Below are 21,636 nucleotides of genomic sequence, written 5' to 3'. Positions count from 1 at the left end.
GACCTCCATGAACGCATCACCGCCCTCCCTCGGCACCACCCTCGCCCGCCTGGACAACGGCGAGACCACGGCGGAAGCGCTGCTGGGGAGCGCCCTGGAACGCATCGGTGCCGCGGATGACGGCTCCGTGTACACGGCGCTGTTCCCTACCACGGCCCGGGCCCAGGCACACACCGTGGACGGCCTGCGCGCCGCCGGCGCCCCGCGGCCGCCCCTGGCGGGCCTGCCGGTGGCGCTGAAGGCCCTGTTCGATGTCGCCGGGGCGATCACCCACGCCGGCTCCCGGCTGCTCCGCGACGCCCCGCCGGCGTCCGCCGACGCCGCGGCGGTGCAGCGCCTGCGCAAGGCGGGCGCGGTGCTGACCGGGCACACCAACATGACCGAGTTCGCCTATTCGGGCGTGGGCCTGAACCCGCACTTCGGCACGCCGGACAATCCCCTGGCCCCCGGCCGCATTCCCGGCGGGTCGTCGTCCGGCTCGGCCGTGGCCGTCGCCCGGGGCATGGCCGCCGCCGGCATCGGTACCGACACCGGCGGCTCGGTACGCATCCCGGCGGCGTTCTGCGGGCTGGTGGGATTCAAGCCGACCCAGAAGCGCGTGCCGCGGGACGGGGTGTTCCCGCTGTCCACCACCCTGGATACCGTGGGGCCCATCGCGCCCACGGTGGACTGCTGCGCCCGGCTCGATGCGGTCATGAGCGCCGGCCCGTCGGCCCCGCTGACACCGCGCCCGGTGCACGGGCTGCGGCTGGCGGTGCCCACCACCTACGTCCGGGACGACATGGACGAGCACGTCGCGGCGGCATTCGACCGCGCCCTGCGGCGGCTCCGGGATGCCGGTGCCGTGGTGGAGGACGTCGAGGCCGCCGTCCTGGGGGACATCCCGGACCTCCTGGAGGGCGGGGGGTTCACCGCCGCCGAGTCCTACCATGTCCACCGCGGCTGGCTCGAGACCCGGGGCGACGACTACGACCCCCGGGTGCGCAGCCGCATGGAGCGTGGCGCAGGAATGACCGCCGCCGACTACCTGGAACTCCTGCAGCGCCGCCAGCGCATGATGGCGCGCGTCGACACGCTGCTGGCCGACTACGACGCCCTGGTCATGCCCACGGTGCCCATCGTGCCGCCGCTGCTCAGCGAGCTGGAGCGGGACGAGGACTACGCCCGGCTGAACCTGCTGGCGCTGCGCAACCCCACGGTTGGCAACCTGCTGGACCTGTGCGGCATCTCCCTGCCCTGCCATGAGCCCGGCGCCCTGCCCGTGGGCTGCATGCTGCTCGGGCCGCGCAACGGCGACCGGGAGCTGCTGCGGCGGGCCGCGGGCGTGGAGGCGCTGGTAGCGGGCAGCGGAGCCTGATGGAGGCGATCGCCGTCAAGATGCTGGCCACCGCGGTGGTCGTCATCGGCGTCACGCTCAGCGTGGGCCACCTGGGGCCGCGCCTCGGCGGCATCATCGCGGGCACGCCCATCGTGCTCGCGCCGGCGTTCTTCTTCCTGGGCCGGGAGCAGTCGCCGGCGTTCGTCGCCGAGGCGGCGGTATCGGCGCTGCACGCGCTCACCGCCACCCTGGTGTTCACCATGTGCTATGTGCTGGCGGCCGCGCGGCTGGGGGCCATCAGCAGCATTCTCCTGTCCATTCTCGGCTGGATGGCCAGCGCGCTGGTGTTCAGCCGCATTCCGGGCGGCGTGGGGACCGCGCTGCTGGTCTACGCGGGGGTCTTCGGGCTGGCCATGGGGCTGGACCGCTACCTGCGCCTGCCGCCGACCCGGGCCGCGGCGCCCAACCGCTGGCCGGACCTGATCTTCCGGGGCGTGCTCGCCGGCGTGCTGGTCGGGGTGGCCACCACGGTGGCCACCGGCTTCGGGCCGCTGGTGTCCGGCACGCTCACCGGCTTTCCCGTGGGCTTCATCACCATCGCCCTGACCCTCCAGCAGCGCTTCGGCGTGGCCACCGCGCGGGCCACCATCGCCACGGCCCAGCGCGGCATGTTCAGCCTCATCGCCTTCGCCGCCACCGCCGGCCTCACCGCCGAGACCCTGGGCGGGCTGGGTGCGTTCTTCGCGGCGCTGGCCGCATCCCTGGGCCTCAGCGCCGCCATGTTCGCGCTGATCCACCTGCACCAACGCATGCACGCTACCCGAGGGCATCAGTCATGAGCGATTCCGAGCGCAACGACAGCAGCAGCCGGCAGGACGTCGCCGACTCGCGCACCAGCGGCGAGAACGCCCGCCGCATCCTCAAGCGCGACCCGCACCCGCACCTGTTCCGGCCGACGAGCTTCCGCTCGGTGACCAGCCGCAACCGCATCATGCTCTCGCCCATGTGCCAGTACTCCGGGCAGGACGGGCTGACCAACGACTGGCACCTTGTCCACCTGGGCGCCCGCGCGGTGGGCGGTGCCGGCATCGTGTCCACGGAGGCGGTCCACGTGGAGCCGCGCGGGCGCATCACCCACTACTGCCTGGGCCTGTGGAACGACGAGCAGCGCGACCGGCTGGCGCGTATCGCCGGCTTTGTCGAGGCGCAGGGCGCGGTGCCGGCGATCCAGCTCGGCCATGCCGGGCGCAAGGCCTCCGTGGGCCGCCCGTGGGAGGGCACGCAGCCCATTCCCGTGGCCGAGGGCGGCTGGGAGGTGGTCTCCGCCTCGGACAAGCCCTACGCCGCCGGCTGGCCCGTGCCGACGCCGCTGTCCGGCGATGATATCGCCGCCGAGCTGGATACGCTGCAGGCGTCCGTGCGGCGTGCCCGGGAGGCGGGCTTCAAGCTGCTGGAGCTGCATGCCGCCCACGGCTACCTGCTGCACCAGTTCCTCTCGCCGCTGAGCAACGAGCGCACGGACGACTACGGCGGCAGCTTCGACAACCGCATCCGCTTCCTGCTGGAGTCCCTGGAAGCGGTGCGGCGGGAATGGCCCGCCGAGCTGCCGCTGTTCCTGCGGCTGTCGGTCAGCGACTGGGTGGACGGCGGCTGGGACCTGGAGCAGTCCATCCGGCTGGTGGGCATCCTGCGCGAGCGCGGCGAGGTGGACCTGGTGGACTGCTCCTCCGGCGGCAATGACCCGCGCCAGCAGATCCCCATCCACCCCGGCTACCAGGTGCCGTTCGCGCAGCGCATCCGCGAGGCCACGGGCATGCCCACCGCCGCCGTGGGGCTGATCCACGGCGCCGACCTGGCCGAGTCGGTGGTCGCCAACGGCCAGGCGGACCTGGTGGTCCTGGGGCGCGCCCTGCTCGCCGACCCGGTCTGGCCGTTGCGCTCCGCGGCCGCGCTCAGGGCGGAGAACGTGACCTGGCCGGTGCAGTACGAGCGCTCGAACATCTTCTAGGCGCGTCCGGCCCGCGGCGTGTCTACCGGCCTCAGTGAACGACGGTCACCGGGCCGTAGGCGCCGTGGACCACGCGCCGGCTGACGCTGCCGACCAGGAAGCGCTCGACCCGGGACAGCCCGCGCCGGCCCATGACGACCTCCGCCGGGGCCACCTCGCGGCTGTAGGCGGTGATCGCGGTGGCCGCATCGCCGCCGCGGCGGACATCCGTGATCTCGACGCCGGCGTCGCCGATTTTCTTGCGCGCCCGGGCGAACGCGCGCTCCGCCGATTCCCGCCCGAGCTCCTGGAAGCTCTCGTCGGCGAACGGCCCGACCCCGGCCAGCTCCGCCATGCTCCCCGCGACCCCGGGGATCTCGTGGGGTGTGTTCGGGAACACGTGCAGCAGATGCACGGGCATACCCGTGGCCCGGGCCAGCCTGCCTGCATGCGCGGCCGCCGCCAGGGACGCCTCGGAGCCGTCCACCGGAACCACGTAGGTCCGCGGGGCGACGACGTCGTCATCGCTGACGACGGTAACGGGGCATTCGGCGCGCTGGAGAATCCCCTCGCTGACACTGCCCACCAGGAACTCCCGCACCCGCCCGAGCCCGCGCCAGCCCGTGACGATGGCCGGTGCATCGGCCGAGCGCGCGTACGCCGCCACCGCCTCGGCCGGGTCCCCGTCGATGAGCTCCTCGTCCATGGCGACGGCATCCTGCGGCAGCTCGCTGCGGGCATTGGCGTATGCCCGGGCCGCGCTGTCCTTGCGCATGCGATCGAAGTCCTCGGTGGACAGACGGGCGACCACGGCCTGCTCGGCAGTGTTGCCCAGGCGTTCGAGCAGCGCCCGGGCGGATTCTGGGAACGCGTGCAGCAACACCACGCGCGCGCCCAGCGCACGGGCGAGCCCGTCCGCGTAGCGCGCCGCCGCGGCCGCGTGCCTGGAGCCGTCCACGGGAACGAGCAGGGTCCTGATTGCGTCGGTCATGCCGTCTTCCTCCTGGTAACGATGGTTTCATTATGGAACAGAAAACACCGGCGCTGCGTTGACCCAGATTAACTCTGCCCGCTCCGTGCCGCTCATCGGGACACACGAGCAGCCCGTCGCCTCCGGGCTGGTCAGGCGGCCGGGGCCGACGCTATACAAGAGCCATGCAAAAAGAACGCGCTTTCACACTGATCGAGCTCATGATCACGATCGCTCTCGCGGTGATTGTCGCAACGGTTGCCGTGCCGAGCTTTCGGTCGACCATCGACAGCAGTCGCATCTCGACGGCGACCAACGACCTGATCGTGGGCCTCAGCGCGGCACGGAGCGAGGCGCTTAGCCGGGGACGCCCTGTGAGCCTGACAACTCGCACCGCCAGCTGTAGCCAGGGCCGTCAGGACTGGCAGTGCGGCTGGCGGGTGGTCGATACCGGGGACTCCAGCACGATCCGACAACAGGATCCGGCGGAACCATCCGTCGAGATTGCCAATGCACCGGGACAGGTCGTCTACAACCCCTCCGGAATGCTGGACGGAAACAGCGACGAACAATTCCGGATTTTCATCGGTAGTTCTGCCGATCCGCGCCGAGAGCGGTATATCGAGATATCCAGGACAGGCCGCGTTCGTTCCTGCAACCCGGAACGGGACGCGAACTGCCCCTCCCCATGACTATTGCATGCGGTGTTCATTGATGGACTTGTCAAATCACGCAACGAAGTCAGGTCAGTCGGGATTTTCGCTGATCGAAGTACTGATTGCCGTAATCATCCTTTCCATCGGCCTGCTCGGGCTCGCCAGCCTGCAACTGGCCGGTACGAAGAACAACCAGGACGCCTACTACCGATCACAGGCAACCATGCTGGCCAACGATATCGCCGACCGGATGCGCGCCAACCGTGACTCGGCGCTGAACGGCGACTACGAGACGGGGCTGGGCGATAGCGCCCCTGGCGGAGGGTCCATTGCCGCCCAGGACCTCACAGCATGGAAAGACCGCCTCGACGACGTGCTGCCGGCCGGCCAGGGGGGCATCGATCTCGGTAGCGATAACACTGTGGAAATCGTAATCCAGTGGGACGAGCGGGTAGCGGACGAAAGCGGCGACAACACCATCCAGTTCCGCACGGACACGAGACTATGACGACGGTACAGAGCGTTCGCAGCCGCCAGTCAGGCTTCAGCCTGGTGGAGATCATGGTCGGCATCACGATCAGCCTGATACTCCTTGCGGGCGTGCTACAGATATTCAATAGCAGCCGGCAAAGCTATCGGGTTCAGGAGGCTTCCTCACGCATCCAAGAAAATGGCCGGTTCGCCATGGCGTTCCTGGCCCGCGACCTGCGCATGGCGGGGTATGCGGGTTGCATGCAGGATGCGCCGGTGGACAGCACGCTGAATAACAGCAGTTCAACTCTCTGGGATTTCGATGTAGGCATCGAAGGTTTCGACGACGTCGGCGCGTCGCTTCCTTCCCGGCTGAATGTCGTCGATACCGATATCGAGGAAGGGACTGATGTGGTCATCATCCGCCGGATGGCCGGCAGCCCGGTGAGAATTACCAAAAACAACAACAGTGCCCAGCTTTTCGCCGAAGTGACCGGGGTCGAGGATGACGCCTGTCCTGATGACACCGACCGCGTCAGCGGCCTTTGCCAGAACGACATCGTGATGGTCTCCGATTGCTCGAAATCGCGTGTTTTCCAGATAACAAACCTCCAGACAACAGGCGGCGGCAGTGAAGTCAACGTCGTTCATTCTGCCAGCGGCGACCCAGGTAACGCGGAGTCCAGCTGGGGCGGCAGCAGCGACCCCGAAGAGGAGCAGTTCGGCCAGGGCGCCGAGCTGCACCGCATGGAGACCATTATCTATTTCATCGGTGACGGTATCGACGGACCGGGGCTTTTCCGCAAGGTAGCCGACGGCGATGCTGAAGAGCTCGTCCCCGGCATCCGGGACATGCAGCTGCGCTACGGCGTCGACACCAACGGCGACAGAAGCATCAACGCCTTCCGCGACGCCGGTAGCGTCTCGGACTGGGAAAACGTCATGAGCGCCCGCGCGGAGTTCCTCACCTACTCCCAGCGGGATTTCCTGGCGGATGACCCCGTATCTCTCAACTACGACGGGGGGACATTTTCCGCACCGGATCAGCGTCTGTATCGGGTATTCGAAACCACCGCGACGCTGCGGAATCGCGCGCCGTGACGCCGCGGAACGCTCAACAGATCTTTACGCACTTGGGGTAGGCACATGGCCACGGGAAGCCGACTCGCCAATACGGGCAACCAAGACGGCGCCATCCTGATCGTCAGTCTGATTCTCCTGATGGTCCTGACGCTGATCGGTGTCGCAGGGATGCAGTCGACCACCATGCAGGAACGCATGGCAGCGAATACGCGCGATACGAACGTCGCGATGCAGGCCGCCGAGGCAGCGTTGCGCGACGCAGAGGAGTTCTTGGACAACAATCTGCCGCCGACCGGTGACTTCGACGGCAGTGATGGCCTCTACCATTTCAGCAGCTCGAGCACGCGACCACCGGACTGGCAAGACGATTCGGCCTTTTCTGATGCCAACAGCCGGGAATATCAAGGAACCGACCTCCACGGCATCAGCGAGCAGCCCCACTACTTCATCGAAGAGCTTCCGAGAGTGCGGTGTGCCGGCAGCTCGGCGGAAGCAGGGGCGCCCGGGGGCGGCCTTCCAAGAGCGTTCCGCGTAACGGCGCTGGGCGTCGGTGGCAACGAGAACACACGGTCGATCCTGCAGAGCACATTTCGGCCCACTTGCTGAGGGAAAAAGAACATGTTCATGGAAACCATCTTTCGCCATCGCAAGCCGGTCACCGCAGCGGTTCTGTTCGCCATGGTGGCCTCACCGGCCTACGCTGACCTGAATCTGTCCGATGTACCGCTCACGGTGAACAACCGGGTCGCGCCAAACGTGTTCTTCGAGCTCGATGATTCGGGATCCATGGATTTCGAGATGCTGATGACGCCGTACTGGCACTACTGCGCCTACGACCCGGATGCACCGGACGCGTCAGGCAACTGGGATTGCGACAACGACAAGATCACCACCGGCAGATGGGAGGCGCATTACAACAACCGAAACTATTCCTACATCTATCTGTTCGAGAACTCGGACAACGTCTACGGCAACAATTGCACGCAATGGAGCGGCAACGGCAATGCAAGGACGTGCGGCGACAGTTTCGTCGAGCGTGACTGGCGCACCCGTTCGTCATCCCTGAACGTTACCTGGTTCGATCCGGGCTTCAACTACCAGCCGTGGCCTGGGCACGACGATGCAGACTTCGACAGCGCGCGCTCCAACCCTGCGGAAAGCGGCAACGAGCGCGACCTCGACGGGTTCGTCTGGTACGAGTGGATCGACGACAAGGGGTACTCGGGCGACCGGCCCCGGCGCGGCACGAACGAGAACATGACCGATTCCGCCAACGGCGAGGTCGATCTTTGGGATACGCGGATTCGGCACGAAGTTGACGGGGATACCGTCCGCAGGGAGCGCATCACGTCTTCCTATAACGGCGACGACCTTGAGACGTCGACGGAGACCCTGACCAGCATCACGGGCACCCAGGCCGAGACGCTGAAACAGAACATCGCCAACTGGTATCAGTATCATCGTCGGCGCATGTTCGTGGCGAAGAACGCGATCGCCGATGTCATCGAGACCTCGCCCGGGTACCGCTACGGGCTGAGCGTACTGAACAATGATCACGAGCTTTTCGTGGAGGTCCCGGAAGAAAGCCAGGGCGATTTCAGCACGCACGACCAACAGCTTCGCGAAGAGCTCTACGCATTCGATCAACCGAATGAGGGCACGCCACTGCGGCAAGCTCTGGAGAACGTTGGCGAATACTACGACGGCAATCGAAGCGGCACACGGGACCCGATCGTCGAAGCGTGCCAGAAGAACTTCACGGTGCTCTTCAGTGACGGATACTGGAACCAGTCGTTCGGGGGCGTCGGTGACGAAGACGGCGACGGGCACAGCAACACGCTCGCGGACGTGGCCAAGGAATATTACAACCGCGACCTGAGCAATCTCCCCAACGAGGTGCCTCCGGACGAGTTCGACGACGCCACGCACCAGCACATGAACACGTTCACCGTCGCATTCGGTGTCGAGGGCATCCTGGAAGACACGGATGATGACGGCTGGCCGAACCCTGAACTGGACGACGGTGATGACTGGGGTAATCCGACAAACGTCGGCGACGAGGCGCCCGAGAAGATCGACGATCTCTGGCACGCGGCCTGGAACGCCCGTGGCACCTACGTCTCGGCGCGCACGCCCCAGCAGGTGATCGAGGGGTTGCGCAAGGCGCTGGGCAATATCTCCGCGCGCACCAGTACGTCGTCGTCCGCGACGACGAACTCCACCTCCCTGGATGCCGACACCAAGGCCTACCAGGCGCGTTTCGACAGCGGTGACTGGACCGGTGAGCTCCTCGCATACGAGCTCAACGAGGACGGCACGGTCGGCGAAGAGCTCTGGGAAGCCGGTGAGCTGATAGATGGATCGGACCGGAATATTCTCAGCGTGAACACGTCCGGTGACACCGTTTTCGAGAACGGCATCGACTTTACCGAATGGAACGATCTCTCTACCGGGCAGCAGGACGCGCTGAACCAGGATCCCAATGGCGGCACGGACGGTCGGGGTGAGGAGCGGCTCGCCTATCTGGCCGGCGACCAATCCGAGGAAGGTCAGTCGGCGGGTGATTTCCGGGTACGGAACTCCCTACTCGGTGACATCGTCGACTCCAACCCGTTGTTCGTCGGCGCCCAGGACTACGGCTACTCGACGCTGGCGGATGACGAGGGTGGTGACACTTATTTCTCGTTCCGCAACGGCAACGAATCCCGGCGGCCCATGCTGTATGTCGGCGCCAACGACGGCATGCTCCATGGCTTCGACGCGGATACCGGCCAGGAGGTGTTTTCGTACGTGCCCGGGGGTGTCTTCGACAATCTGAATCAGCTCACGGATCAGGATTACGATCACCAGTACTACGTGAACGCATCCCCCAACGCGGGCGATGCGTTCACGAACAGTAGCTGGAGCACGATCCTCCTGGGTGCGACAGGACACGGCGGAAACAGCGTCTTTGCCCTGGACGTGACCAATCCGAACGACATGGGGCCCGACGACGTGCTCTGGGAGTTCTCTCACGAGGACATGGGTAGGACCATTGGCCAGCCGAAGCTCGGCCGCATGGAGAATGGCGACTGGGTCGCGGTGTTCGGCAACGGCTACAACAGCGACAGCCATCAGGCCAAGCTGTATATCGTCAACCTGGAGGATCCCACCGACTACCAGGTTCTGGAGCCCGACGATGCCGGGAGCGCGGCCGATCCCAACGGCATGGCCGCGCCCTTTATCGCCGATCTGAACGGCAACGGCAACATCGACACCATTTACGCCGGCGATCTGCACGGCCGGATGTGGAAGTTCGACGTATCGGATGACTCGGCGAACAATCCCGACTGGTCCGTTGCGTACAACCAGGGCAACAATAATCTGCCCCTGTTCGAGGCCGAAAGCGCCAGCGGCGAACGCCAGCCGATCACGACGGAGCCTGAAGTTACGTTGGACGAAAGAGGCGACGTCTACGTCCTGTTCGGCACCGGCAAGTACATCGAGGAAGAGGACACGACATCGGGAGCAGACCCCAGAGTGGAGACACTGTACGGAGTCAAGGATGAGTCTGGAGGAACCGTGGATCGAAACAGCCTGACGGAGCAGACCATCGTTGAGCAGCTCGTCCAAAGCGGGACGCGCTATCGAATCGTCTCCGAGAACCAGGTCGCGAGCAACGATGAGGGATGGTTCCTCGATCTCGTCTACGACGGCAACAACCTGGGGGAGCGCGTTATCTTCAATCCCCAGCTCCGTCGGGGCCGCCTGGTCGTTACAACGGTGATACCTTCCGACAATCCTTGCAGCGTCGGAGGTCAGAGCTGGCGTATGGACCTGAATCCTTTCTCCGGCGCCCGCCTCGAGTACAGCGTCTATGACGTCAATGGTGACGGAGAGATCAACGAGGAAGACTTCTTGGACGGCGAGAACGGAGATGCCACGGGATCAGGTCAAGGGTCGGACAACTTCCAGACACCACCGTCATTCACCTCCGACGGCGACGGCGGCGATGTGAGTGTCACTTCCCAGCCTGATGGCCCGCCCGAGGCACAACGGGAAACGGGGGGTCGCCAGCCCATTGGACGGCAGTCCTGGCGAGAGCTGCTACTGGGCTACTAGCACAATATCCTCGCCGGTGTGGATCGTGTATCGGCCACCGAGGAACCACGATTCACACCGGCAGGACTGCTAGCCGATAGCCCGGTAAATGCCCAGAGAGACGCAATCATCAGCGGGAACCAGAAATGAGACCAGCACAACGTAAAACTGCCGGCGGCTTCACGCTCATTGAGCTCATGATCACGGTTGCCGTTATTGGGATCCTCGCATCCATCGCGATTCCCGCGTACTCCGTATTTGTCGAGAACTCGCGCCGGGCGGATGCGACTGCAGCCCTGACCGAGCTCGCCCAGTTCATGGAGCGCAGACGAACGGCACAGAACCGGTACGACACATCAGGCGGCTCCGCTCCGTCCCTCCCCTTTACCCAGCTACCGCGAGACGGCGGTACCGCGTATTACAATTTCGGGTTCAACAGCATCAATTCCGGCTCTTTCGTTCTGGAAGCGCAGCCTGCGGGGCCACAGAGCAGCGACAGTTGCGGAACACTGCGGCTGGACGAAACGGGCCAGAAAAGCGCCACTGGTGGAACTGTCGAAGACTGTTGGTAACCTAAGTCGCAGTAGCAACGACAGGCACGCTGGAGCAAGGATAGCTCCCGCGCAAGCACTCACGGAGGAGGATCATGAGCGGATACCCACGCTCGGGATTTACGCTTGTCGAAGCCATGATCGTGCTCGCCCTGATCGCAATCACGGTCTTCTTTGCCGTGCCCGGCTTCGGGAGGTTGATCGAATCACACGCAGCTTACGCCGCAAATCATCAACTAATCACGAGCCTGAATCTCGCCCGTCATCACGCCCTCGAGAACAACATCCCGGTCGTCTCCTGCCGCAGCAGAACTCAACGGGCGTGCGCCAGCTCTGGACGCTGGAACCGCGGGTGGATCATCTTCGAAGATCCCCAGGGACTGAACAATTGCCAGGACAGCGATGGAGACTCGCGGTGTGACTCCGGCGGGGGAAGAATCCTGCATCGCAGCACCGGGCCCGAAGACGGTCTCGTAATAGTCACCAACAACAACATCCGGAACCGCGTCCGATTCAACGCCCAAGGCATGACACCGGGGTACACGGGGCGATTTACAATCTGCGGGCGGCGCCGGGGGCCTCTCCGGGGCATTGTCGTGCCGCAGACGGGGCGATTCCGGCCGGCGCGGCCAGGCGAACTCCTCTCCTGTCCCTGAGGGCGATCCGAACGGGAATTGGGACGGGGACACATAGAACCCTGCTGGCGGAAAGCCGCGGGAGAGGCTTCAGCCCCGACCGGCAGGCGGTCAGCCCTGGGCGGCACTCGCCTTGCCGGCGCGCACCAGATCCCGCGGCAGGGAGAAGACCACGTTCTCGGCCTGCCCCTTCAGCTCGCGGGGGTCGTCCACGCCCCAGCCCTTGAGCCGCTGGATGACCTCGTGGACCAGCTCTTCCGGGGCGGAGGCACCGGCGGTGAGGCCGATGAGCTCGTGGCCGCGAATCCATTCCTCGCGGAGGTCCTCGGCGGAATCGATCTGGTAGGCGGGGATCCCCATGCGCTCGCCCAGCTCGCGCAGCCGGGTGGAATTGGACGAGTTGCGGGCGCCGACGACGATGAGCATGTCCGCCTCGGCGGCCATCTCCTTCACCGCATCCTGGCGGTTCTGGGTGGCGTAGCAGATATCGTCCTTGCGCGGGCCCTGCACCGCCGGGAACCGCGCCTGCAGCGCCTCGATGATGGCCGCGGTGTCGTCGGTGGACAGCGTGGTCTGGCTGACGAAGGCCAGGTCGTCCGGATTCTTGACCTGCAACCGCGCCACGTCGGCCACCGTCTCCACCAGGTAGATGCCGCCCTGCTCCGCGCCCTCGCCGATGTACTGGCCCATGGTGCCTTCCACCTCGGGATGGCCGTCGTGGCCGATGAGCACGACCTCACGGCCCGCGCGGGCGTGCTTCTCCACTTCCAGATGGACCTTGGTCACCAGCGGGCAGGTGGCATCGAACACGCGCAGGCCGCGCTCGGCGGCCTCATCGCGCACGGACTGGGGCACGCCGTGGGCGGAGAAGATCACCGTGGCGCCGTCGGGCACCTCGTGGAGCTGCTCCACGAACACCGCGCCCTTGTCCCGCAGGCCGTCCACCACGCGCTTGTTGTGCACCACCTCGTGGCGCACGTAGATGGGCGCCCCGAAGTTCTCCAGCGCGCGCTCGACGATGATGATGGCGCGGTCGACCCCGGCGCAGAAGCCGCGGGGGTTGGCGAGCAGAATGCGTGGCATGCGGGTGTCCATCCGATGGTCAAGTGAGAGTGGCATTGTATCCCGGGCGCGGTGGCTGACCAAAACGACGGATACAGTGCGGCAGGGACCGGCGAGCATCAGCTGCCGTCGGGGCTGAAGCCCCTCCCACAGTCCCGGCCGCCGGCGTCACGGCGAGGCCGGCTACGCTGTTCTCCGGCCGTCCAGGAAGAACGCATGGATGAGCACGACCACGACCCCCACGGTGATGGCGGAATCGGCGACATTGAAGATGGGGTAGTGCCAGTCGCGCCAGTAGACGTGGATGAAATCGACCACGTGACCGTAGGCCACGCGGTCGATGACATTGCCCACCGCACCGCCGAGGATCAGCGCCAGCCCCCACGTCTGCCAGCGCTCGCCGGGCGGCAGGCGCCGCAGCCAGGCAACCAGGAACACGCTGACCGCCAGGGCGAACGCCATGAACAGCCAGCGCTGCCAGCCGCCGGCCTTGCCCAGCAGGCTGAACGCCGCCCCGGGGTTGTAGCTGAGGGTGAGGTTGAGAACGGGCAGCAGCCCCACGGGCTCGTGATAGCCGAGGAACGCCTGGGCGGCAAGCTTGGAGAGCTGATCCACCACCACGACGCCGATGGCGATGGCACTCCACAGGGGCAGGCGTACACCCATGACGTTCAGGCGACGCTGCGCACTTCGCCGTCGGCGTCCACGTTGGCAACGCAACGCCCGCACAGCTCGGGGTGCCCGGCGTGGTCACCGACATCCGGCCGGCGATGCCAGCAGCGCGCGCACTTCTCGTGCGGTGACCGCACTGCCCGGATCCCCAGCTCGCCGTCGTCGTCGAGGCCGGCGCGAGCGGCACCGGCCGGCATCTCCGCCGCCGGGTGCAGGCGTGCCTCGGAGGTGATGAGCAGGAAGCGCAGCTCGTCGCCCAGCTGCTGCAGCCGCTCCAGCAGCGCCGGTTGGCAGTAGAGGTCCACCTCGGCGTCCAGGGACGCGCCGATATGGTTGTCCGCGCGCAGGGCTTCCAGCTCCCGGGCCACGGCCTCGCGGACCGCGGTCACCTGGTCCCAGAACCCGCGATCGAAGCCGTCGGCGCCGTCCAGCGGCACGAGGCGGTGGTACCACTCGGCGGTGAACACCGTGACGTCCCGCTCGCCGGGGAGGTGCTGCCAGATCTCGTCCGCGGTAAAGCTCAGGATGGGTGCGATCCAGCGCACCAGGGCCTCGAGGATGTGGTACATGGCCGTCTGGCAGGACCGCCGCGCCAGGCTGTCGGCGGGGGTCGTGTACTGCCGGTCCTTGGTGACGTCCAGGTACAGGCTGCCCATGTCCACGGCACAGAAATTGTGGATGCGGTGGTAGATCCGGTGGAACTCGTAGCGGTCGTAGCAGCGGACGATCTCGTCCTGGGCCTGCAGCGCCCGGTCCACGGCCCAGCGGTCGAAGGCCAGCATGCGCTCCGGGGCCACCTGGTCCCGCGCGGGATCGAAGCCGGCGAGATTGCCCAGCAGGAAGCGGGCGGTGTTGCGGATCCGGCGATAGGCATCGGCGGTGCGCTTGAGGATGTCGTCGGACACCGCCAGCTCGCCGCTGTAATCGGCGGAGGTCACCCACAGCCGCAGCACGTCGGCGCCCAGCTTGCTCATCACTTCCTGGGGCGCGATGACGTTGCCCATGGACTTGGACATCTTGCGCCCCTCGGCGTCCACGGTGAAGCCGTGGGTCAGCACGCCCCGGTACGGCGCCGCATCGCGCATGGCTACCGAGGTGAGCAGCGACGACTGGAACCAGCCGCGGTGCTGGTCGGAGCCCTCCAGGTACAGATCCGCCGGCACGCGGAAGCGCTCGTCGCCCTCCAGGACGGTGGCGTGGGTCACGCCGGAGTCGAACCACACGTCCAGGATATCCCGCACCTTCTCGTACTGCCCGGCCTCGCCGCCGAGCAGCTCCTGCGGCTCGATGTCGTACCAGGCGTCGATGCCGTCGGCCTCCATGCGCTGCGCCACCTGCTCCAGCAGCTTCGGCGTGTCCGGGTGGGGCTCGCCGGTGCGCTTGTCCACGAACAGCGCGATGGGCACGCCCCAGTTGCGCTGGCGGGAGATGCACCAGTCCGGCCGGTTGCGCACCATGCCGTCGATGCGCGCCTCGCCCCAGGCGGGCATCCACTGCACCTCGCTGATCGCGCCCAGGGCCTTCTCCCGCAGCCCCGCCCGCTCCAGGTTGATGAACCACTGGGGCGTGGCCCGGAACAGGATGGGCGTCTTGTGGCGCCAGCAGCACGGGTAGCTGTGCCGGTACTGCACGTGCGCCAGCAGCGCGCCGCGCTCGTGGAGCAGGTCGACGATGCTGCGGTTGGCATCGAAGGCGAACTGGCCGGCGAAATGCGGGGTATCGGGGAGGAAGCGGCCGTCGTCGCCCACCGGGTTGGCCACCTCCAGGCCGTATGCCTGCCCCACCACGTAGTCTTCCTGGCCGTGCCCGGGTGCGGTGTGCACGGCACCCGTGCCGCTCTCGGTGGTGACGTGCTCGCCCAGCGTCACCGGGACCACCTGCTCCAGGAACGGATGCTGCAGCCGGGCCCCTTCCAGGGCCGTGCCGGACACCCGGGCCAGCTCGTCGACCTCCGCCATGCCGTAGCGGGCGAGCGCCTCTTCCTCGGCGCCGTCCACCAGCAGCAGGACCTCGCGCTCGCCCTCGTGCTCCACCAGCAGCAGCCGGTAGTCCAGCTCGGGATGCAGGGTGACCGCACGACTGGCGGGCAGCGTCCAGGGCGTGGTGGTCCAGATGGGCACGGACACGCGCACGCCGGCGATCACCGCGGCGTCGATCTCCGTGCGGCGGGCGAAATCATCCCGGTCCACCACGGCGTAGCGGACGTCGATGGCGGGCGAGGTGTGGTCGTGGTACTCCACCTCGGCCTCGGCCAGGGCGGAGCCGCAGTCGGCACACCAGTGCACGGGCTTGAAGCCGCGGTCCATGTGGCCCCGCGCCATGATCCGCCCCAGAGCGCGGAGAATGTTGGCCTCGGTGCGGTAGTCCATGGTCAGGTACGGCCGCTCCCAGTCACCCAGCACGCCCAGGCGCTTGAAGTCCTGGCGCTGGGTGTCCACCTGGCGCAGCGCGAAGGCCCGGCAGGCATCACGGAACTCCCGCAGGCTGACGTCCTCGCCGGCCTTGCCGATGTCGTGCTCGACCTTGAGCTCGATGGGCAGGCCGTGGCAGTCCCAGCCCGGCACGTACGGCGCGTCGTAGCCGTCCAGCGTGCGGCTCTTGACGATGACGTCCTTGAGGATCTTGTTGACGGCATGGCCGATATGGATCTCGCCGTTAGCGTACGGAGGGCCGTCATGCAGGATGAACGTATCCCGCCCGGCCCGCGCCTCGCGGATATGGCTGTAGAGATCCATGGATTCCCACCGCTGCAGCATCTCCGGCTCGCGCTTGGCCAGGTTGCCGCGCATGGGGAAATCGGTACTGGGCAGGTTCAGGGTGTGTTTGTAGTCGCTCACCACTCGCTCCGGAATGCCTGTGCCGTCGTTGATTCAAGGGCGCACATGAACCGAAAAGTGTACCAGATCGCGCCGCCGCGCCGTGAGGAATCCGTTCCCTGCACGCAACGCTATGAAAGGCCGTACCAGGCCCGCGCGGCTTCCACGTCCCGGGCGATCTGGCCGCGCAGTGCGTCCAGGGAGTCGTAGTGCTCCTGCCCGCGCAGCCAGTGCCGGAACGTAACCTGCAGGTGCCGGCCGTAGAGGCTGCCGCTGTAGTCCAGCAGGTACACCTCCAGCAAGGCCTTCCTGCCGCCCACGGACGGGCGCGTTCCCATGCTGGCGATGCCGGGGCGCGGGCCGTCGCCAAGGTCGACATCGGCCACCAGGATCGCGTCCATGGTCGGCCGCCGGCGCAGCCGGATGTTGGCCGTGGGGAAGCCCAGCTCGCGCCCGATGCGGTCACCGTGCACCACACGCCCGGACAGCGTGTACGGGTGCCCCAGCAGCCGCTCGGCCCCGGCCAGGTCGCCGGCGGCCAGGGCCTGCCGCACCCGGGTGCTGCTGACCCGGGCGCCGTCCACCTGGTAGGTGGGCGTGCGCTCCAGCTCGAAACCGCGGGTCGCGCTGGCCTCGCGCAGGGTGTCGAAATCCCCGGAGCGATTGCGCCCGAAACGGAAGTCGTCGCCGACGATGAGAAAATGCACGCCCAGCCGCCCGATCAGCAGCTCATCGATGAACGCCTGCGGCGTCATGGCCGCCAGGCCGGGCCGGAACGGCATGCACAGGAACCGGTCGACCCCCGCCGCCGCCAGCGCCCGGGCCTTGTCCCGCAGCGGCGTGATGCGGGCGGGGGCTTCCCCGGGGCGGAAGACCTCCAGCGGGTGCGGCTCGAAGCTCATGACCAGCGTCGGCAGACCGAGCCGGTCCCCGGCCTCGCGCAGACGGCGCAGGATCGCCTGATGGCCCAGGTGCACGCCGTCGAAGTTGCCGATGGTGGCAACGCACCCCCGGTGCCGGGGCGCCAGGTTGTAGGGTCCGCGGATCAGTTCCATGACGCCTCGCTTGCCGGGATCACGCCGCCGGCTCCCGGAGCGTGCGCGGCCGCAGCCCCAGCAGCAGCAGGACGCCGGCGTAGAGCACCATGCCCAGGAGCAGCCACCCGGCCAGGGCGCCCGCGCGCTCGGGCACCGTGCCGTCGATCCACGCCGGCAGGTCCGCCACCGCGAACCACAGGACACCGCCCATGATGCCCGCGGCGGCGCCGATCCGTGCCAGCAGCGCCCACCAGCCGGCGCCCGGCGTATAGATGCCGCGCCGGCGCAGGCCCGCGAAAAGCAGCGCGGCATTGATGCTCGCCGCGATGCCGGTGGCCAGCGCCAGGGCCGCATGACCGACACCGGTGCCGATGAGCAGCCACACGGCAGTGGTGCTGAGCACCATGTTACAGACCATGCTGGCGGCTGCGCACTGTACCGGCGTGCGCATGTCCTGGCGCGCGAAATAGCCCGGCGACAGCACCTTCACCAGGATGAAACCGTGCAGGCCCAGCGCGTAGGCGATAACACTCAGCGATGCCGCGCGCACGTCGGACGGGGTGAACGCGCCGTGCTGGAACAACGTCGCCAGGATCGGCCCCGCCATCACCACCAGGCCCACGGTGGCCGGGACGGCGATCAGCATGGCCCAGCGCAGCGCCCAGTCCAGCGTGCGCGAGAACTGCTCCGGGGTGCGGGCCGCGTGCTCCCCGGACAGCCGCGGCAGGATCACCGTTCCCAGGGCCACCCCGAACACCCCCAGCGGGAACTCCATGAGCCGGTCCGAGTAGTACAGCCAGCTCACGCTGCCCGTCATCAGGAACGAGGCGAGAATGGTATCCACCAGCAGGTTGATCTGGGCCACCGACGAGCCGAAGATCGCCGGCAGCATCAGCCGCATGATGCGGCGCACGCCGGAGTCGCGCCAGCTCGGCCGCGGCAGGGTCAGCATGCCCACGGCCCGGAGATAGGGCAGCATCAGCAGCAGCTGGGCGATGCCGGCGATAAACACGCCCCAGGCCAGGGCGCGGATGGGCTCGTCGAACCAGGCGGTCCACCACCAGGCGCTGGCGATGAGCACCAGGTTCAGCAGCACCGGGGCGAATGCCGGCGGCCCGAACCGCCCGTAGGTGTTGAGCACCCCCTGGGCGCAGGCCACCAGGGAGATGAACAGCAGATAGGGGAAGGTAATGCGCAGCATGTCCGCGGCCATGCGGAAGGTCTCGGGCTCGTCGGTAAAGCCCGGCGCGAACACCATGACCAGGTACTCGGCGCCCAGCACCGCCGCCACGGTGAGCACCAGCAGGATCGCCAGCAGTACCCCGGACGCCCGGCCGACCAGGGCGCGCACCGCCGGCTCGTCGCGCTCGGTGCGGTACTCCGAGAGCACCGGCACGAAGGCGTGGGAGAATGCGCCCTCGGCGAACAGGCGGCGCATGAAGTTGGGGATCTTGAACGCCACGAAGAAGGCGTCCGTGGCGGCGCTGGAACCGAACACGGACGCCAGCACCACGTCCCGCGCCAGCCCCAGGACCCGGGAGATCATGGTCAGGCCGCCGAATACCGCCGTCGAGCGGAACAGGCTCCTGCCTCCGGCCTTCGCGCCGTCCGCCCGCTCGTCGCCGTCAACCCGCGCCATCAGATCCCGCTCCCGGGCCAGAGTACCCCCGAAAACCGCGCATCATAGCAGGCCAGGACCGCGGGCCAAGCTCCGCTTGACACGAGCGGTCGAAATCCGCATATTACCGGGCCTTTCCGGAACGTGATGAACATCGTCAGGAGCTGAACCTTGGCCAACACGCCGCAAGCACGGAAACGTGCCCGTCAGAACGACGTGAACCGCATTCACAACAAGTCGCGTCGGACGATGATGCGCACGCAGATCAAGAACGTCCTCAAGGCCGTCAAGGCCGGGGACAAGCAGCGTGCGGAAGAGGCCTACAAGACGGCGGTGCCGCTCATCGACCGCATGGCCACCAAGGGCATCGTGCACAAGAACAAGGCCGCGCGGCACAAGAGCCGCCTGAACGCGCGCATCCGCGCTCTCGGCTGACAGCCAGCGCCACCGACGGATTCCCTGCCGCCGCTTCCCCCGGAAGCGGCGGTTTTTTCGTTGCCCCCGGGAGGCTTACAGCAGCACGAGATTGTCCCGGTGGATCAGCTCGGGCTCGCCCACGTAGCCGAGCAGCGCCTCGATGCGGTCGCTGGGCGCGCCCTTGATGGCATCCGCCTCGGCGGAGTCGTAGTTCACCAGCCCGCGGGCCGCCTCCCGGCCGTCCGGGCCGATGCAGCTGACGATCTCGCCCCGGGAGAACGAGCCGCGCACGGCGGTCACCCCCACTGGCAGCAGGCTGCGGCCCGACTCGCGCAGCACGCGCACGGCCCCGGCATCCAGCGTGAGCCGACCACGCACGGTCATCTGGCTCGCCAGCCACTGCTTGCGGGCTGCCAGCGGCTCCCGGGCCGGCCGCAGGCGGGTACCGATCACCTGGTCGCAGCGGATGCGCTCCAGCACCCCCGCCTCCCGGCCCGAGGCGATCACCGTGGTTGCCCCGGAGCGCGCCGCCCGGTCCGCCGCGCGCACCTTGCTCAGCATGCCGCCGCGGCCGTACTCGCCGGCCCCTTCACCGCACAGCGCCTCCAGGCCCGGATCACCCGCCTCGCCGTCGTGGATCAGGCGCGCCTCGGGGTACTGCCGCGGATCCCGGTCGAACAGCCCCTGCTGATCGGTGAGGATCACCAGGCGCTCGGCCTCGACCAGGTTGGCCACCAGCGCCGCCAGGGTGTCGTTGTCGCCGAAGCGGAACTCGTCCGTGGCGACGGTATCGTTCTCGTTGACCACCGGGATGACGCCCAGCTCCAGCAGCGTGCGCAGGGTGGTGCGCGCGTTGAGATAGAGCCTGCGGTCGGTGAGATCATGGTGGGTCAGCAGCACCTGGGCCGTATGCAGACCGTAGCGCTGGAACTCCGCCTCGTAGGCGTGCACCAGCCCCATCTGCCCCACCGCCGCGGCCGCCTGCAGCTTGTACAGCTCCCGCGGCCGGCGCCGCCAGCCCAGGCGCTGCATGCCCTCCGCCACGGCGCCCGAGGACACCAGGGTCACACGCACGCCATTGCGCTGCAGCGCGGCCAGCTCCTCGACCCAGCCGGCGATGCGACCGTGATCCAGGCCCCGCCCGTCATCGGTCACCAGGGCGCTGCCGACCTTCACGACCCACTTGCGCACGGGCGTCTCGGCTTCCGGCCGGGTCATGCCTCCTCCCCGGCGGCCTCGGCAGCCATCTGCTCCAGCCGGGCCATGACGTCACGGCACAGGGCGGTGGTGCCCTCCCCGGTGAGGCCGGAGATGGCGTAGACCGGCCCCTGCCAGCCCATGGCCTCGACCAGCTCGTGCTTCCACGGCTCCCGCTCGTCGGCGGGCAGCATGTCCAGCTTGTTCAGCACCAGCCAGCGCTCCATGGCCGCCAGCTCGGGACTGAACCGGGCCAGCTCCGCCGCCAGGCCGGCGGCGTCGGCCACGGGGTCCTGCTCCGGGTCCGCCGGCACGGCATCCACCAGGTGCAGCAGCAGCCGGGTCCGGCCCAGGTGCTTGAGGAACCGCACGCCCAGGCCGGCGCCCTCCGCCGCGCCCTCGATCAAGCCGGGGATATCCGCCATGACGAAGCTCTGCTGGGGGCCGACGCTGACCACGCCCAGATTCGGGTACAGCGTGGTAAAGGGGTAGTCCGCGACCCGCGGCCGCGCCGCCGAGACCGCGCGGATGAGCGTCGACTTGCCGGCGTTGGGCATGCCCAGCAGCCCCACGTCGGCCAGCACCCGCAGCTCCAGCCGCAGGTCCCGCTCCTCTCCGGGCGTCCCCGAGGTGGTCTGGCGCGGCGCGCGGTTGGTGGAGCTCTTGAAGTGCTGGTTGCCGAGCCCGGCCTTGCCACCCTTGGCCACGAGCAGGCGCTCGCCGTGGCGCGTGAGATCGCCGAGCTGCTCGCCGGTATCGGCCTCCACCACCACGGTCCCCACGGGCACGACCACGGTGGTGTCCCTGCCGCTCCTGCCGCTGCGCTGCTGGCCCATGCCGTTGTCGCCGCGCTCGGCGCGATAGCGGCGTACGTGGCGGAAGTCCGCCAGCGTGTTCAGGCCCTCGTCGGCCTCCAGCCAGACGCTGCCGCCGGCACCGCCGTCGCCGCCATCCGGCCCCCCGTACGGGATGAACTTCTCGCGCCGGAAACTGGCCGAGCCGTCGCCGCCGTTACCGGCGGCCACGTGGATGGTGACCTCGTCGACGAACTTCATGGCTAACGGTG

Annotated in this window: 19 protein-coding genes; 11 read left to right on the top strand and 8 right to left on the bottom strand. The window is 67.7% G+C overall.

Annotated elements, in window-relative coordinates; all coding sequences use genetic code 11:
- The first annotated feature begins 7 nt into the window (after positions 1 to 7).
- The 3 genes from QWY84_RS07585 to QWY84_RS07575 are packed head-to-tail and all read left to right on the top strand — an operon-like array spanning position 8 to position 3,326.
- Complete coding sequence (locus QWY84_RS07585; protein WP_290201972.1) at positions 8 to 1,357, top strand: amidase; 1,350 nt, start codon at positions 8 to 10, stop codon at positions 1,355 to 1,357.
- A complete protein-coding gene (locus QWY84_RS07580) occupies positions 1,357 to 2,157 on the top strand; it encodes a hypothetical protein (RefSeq protein WP_290201971.1) in 801 nt (266 codons plus the stop codon). Before QWY84_RS07585 ends, QWY84_RS07580 begins: the two co-directional genes overlap by 1 nt.
- Positions 2,154 to 3,326, top strand: coding sequence for an NADH:flavin oxidoreductase/NADH oxidase (locus QWY84_RS07575; RefSeq protein WP_290201970.1), 1,173 nt, complete (start codon positions 2,154 to 2,156; stop codon positions 3,324 to 3,326). Before QWY84_RS07580 ends, QWY84_RS07575 begins: the two co-directional genes overlap by 4 nt.
- A gap of 31 nt (positions 3,327 to 3,357) precedes the next feature.
- Here QWY84_RS07575 and QWY84_RS07570 read toward each other — a convergent pair whose 3' ends face one another.
- The gene (locus QWY84_RS07570; RefSeq protein ID WP_290201969.1) at positions 3,358 to 4,296 is read right to left on the bottom strand and encodes a universal stress protein; all 939 of its coding nucleotides are present in this window, start codon (positions 4,294 to 4,296) and stop codon (positions 3,358 to 3,360) included.
- 164 nt (positions 4,297 to 4,460) lie between these two features.
- On the opposite strand from QWY84_RS07570, the gene QWY84_RS07565 reads away from it, so the two are divergent.
- The 7 genes from QWY84_RS07565 to QWY84_RS20075 all read left to right on the top strand — a co-directional run bounded on the left by QWY84_RS07565 (position 4,461) and on the right by QWY84_RS20075 (position 11,772).
- On the top strand, positions 4,461 to 4,967 hold the full coding sequence (locus QWY84_RS07565) for a GspH/FimT family pseudopilin (protein WP_290201968.1): 507 nt from the start codon (positions 4,461 to 4,463) through the stop codon (positions 4,965 to 4,967).
- Positions 4,968 to 4,989: 22 nt separating this feature from the next.
- Positions 4,990 to 5,439 carry a type IV pilus modification protein PilV gene (gene pilV / locus QWY84_RS07560; RefSeq protein WP_290201967.1) on the top strand — a complete coding sequence of 150 codons (450 nt, stop codon included), beginning with the start codon at positions 4,990 to 4,992 and terminating at the stop codon, positions 5,437 to 5,439.
- On the top strand, positions 5,436 to 6,503 hold the full coding sequence (locus QWY84_RS07555) for a PilW family protein (RefSeq protein ID WP_290201966.1): 1,068 nt from the start codon (positions 5,436 to 5,438) through the stop codon (positions 6,501 to 6,503). Before pilV ends, QWY84_RS07555 begins: the two co-directional genes overlap by 4 nt.
- A gap of 45 nt (positions 6,504 to 6,548) precedes the next feature.
- Positions 6,549 to 7,091, top strand: coding sequence for a pilus assembly PilX family protein (locus tag QWY84_RS07550; RefSeq protein WP_290201965.1), 543 nt, complete (start codon positions 6,549 to 6,551; stop codon positions 7,089 to 7,091).
- Between the two features lie 12 nt (positions 7,092 to 7,103).
- Positions 7,104 to 10,586 (top strand): pilus assembly protein, encoded by a 3,483-nt coding sequence (locus tag QWY84_RS07545; protein ID WP_290201964.1) that lies wholly within the window; start codon positions 7,104 to 7,106, stop codon positions 10,584 to 10,586.
- A gap of 125 nt (positions 10,587 to 10,711) precedes the next feature.
- Positions 10,712 to 11,137: a type IV pilin protein gene (locus QWY84_RS07540; protein ID WP_290201963.1), complete on the top strand. Its 426-nt coding sequence runs from the start codon at positions 10,712 to 10,714 to the stop codon at positions 11,135 to 11,137.
- Between the two features lie 74 nt (positions 11,138 to 11,211).
- Positions 11,212 to 11,772, top strand: a complete 561-nt coding sequence (locus QWY84_RS20075; protein WP_353959874.1) for a GspH/FimT family pseudopilin — start codon at positions 11,212 to 11,214, stop codon at positions 11,770 to 11,772.
- Between the two features lie 90 nt (positions 11,773 to 11,862).
- Here the strand turns inward: QWY84_RS20075 and ispH are convergent, their stop codons facing one another.
- The 5 genes from ispH to murJ all read right to left on the bottom strand — a co-directional run bounded on the left by ispH (position 11,863) and on the right by murJ (position 18,977).
- Complete coding sequence (ispH, locus tag QWY84_RS07535; RefSeq protein ID WP_290201962.1) at positions 11,863 to 12,834, bottom strand: 4-hydroxy-3-methylbut-2-enyl diphosphate reductase; 972 nt, start codon at positions 12,832 to 12,834, stop codon at positions 11,863 to 11,865.
- A 162-nt stretch (positions 12,835 to 12,996) separates the two neighbouring features.
- Positions 12,997 to 13,479, bottom strand: coding sequence for a signal peptidase II (gene lspA / locus QWY84_RS07530; RefSeq protein ID WP_290201961.1), 483 nt, complete (start codon positions 13,477 to 13,479; stop codon positions 12,997 to 12,999).
- A 5-nt stretch (positions 13,480 to 13,484) separates the two neighbouring features.
- Positions 13,485 to 16,322 carry an isoleucine--tRNA ligase gene (gene ileS / locus QWY84_RS07525; RefSeq protein ID WP_290201960.1) on the bottom strand — a complete coding sequence of 946 codons (2,838 nt, stop codon included), beginning with the start codon at positions 16,320 to 16,322 and terminating at the stop codon, positions 13,485 to 13,487.
- Positions 16,323 to 16,432: 110 nt separating this feature from the next.
- The gene (gene ribF, locus QWY84_RS07520) at positions 16,433 to 17,356 is read right to left on the bottom strand and encodes a bifunctional riboflavin kinase/FAD synthetase (protein WP_290201959.1); all 924 of its coding nucleotides are present in this window, start codon (positions 17,354 to 17,356) and stop codon (positions 16,433 to 16,435) included.
- 19 nt (positions 17,357 to 17,375) lie between these two features.
- Positions 17,376 to 18,977 (bottom strand): murein biosynthesis integral membrane protein MurJ, encoded by a 1,602-nt coding sequence (gene murJ, locus QWY84_RS07515; RefSeq protein ID WP_290201958.1) that lies wholly within the window; start codon positions 18,975 to 18,977, stop codon positions 17,376 to 17,378.
- Positions 18,978 to 19,127: 150 nt separating this feature from the next.
- Between murJ and rpsT the strand changes: the two genes are divergently transcribed.
- A complete protein-coding gene (gene rpsT / locus QWY84_RS07510; protein ID WP_290201957.1) occupies positions 19,128 to 19,391 on the top strand; it encodes a 30S ribosomal protein S20 in 264 nt (87 codons plus the stop codon).
- Between the two features lie 75 nt (positions 19,392 to 19,466).
- Here rpsT and proB read toward each other — a convergent pair whose 3' ends face one another.
- Together proB and cgtA are read right to left on the bottom strand one after the other, a co-directional pair.
- Positions 19,467 to 20,591 (bottom strand): glutamate 5-kinase, encoded by a 1,125-nt coding sequence (proB, locus tag QWY84_RS07505; protein WP_290201956.1) that lies wholly within the window; start codon positions 20,589 to 20,591, stop codon positions 19,467 to 19,469.
- The gene (gene cgtA / locus QWY84_RS07500) at positions 20,588 to 21,625 is read right to left on the bottom strand and encodes an Obg family GTPase CgtA (protein WP_290201955.1); all 1,038 of its coding nucleotides are present in this window, start codon (positions 21,623 to 21,625) and stop codon (positions 20,588 to 20,590) included. The genes proB and cgtA overlap by 4 nt, the downstream gene beginning before the upstream one ends.
- Positions 21,626 to 21,636: the final 11 nt, after the last annotated feature.

This window comes from Aquisalimonas lutea (assembly GCF_030409225.1).
Classification (GTDB): Bacteria; Pseudomonadota; Gammaproteobacteria; order Nitrococcales; family Aquisalimonadaceae; genus Aquisalimonas; species Aquisalimonas lutea.
The sequence above is the reverse complement of the archived record's forward strand: the minus strand, read 5'-3'. Positions and strand labels throughout refer to the sequence as shown.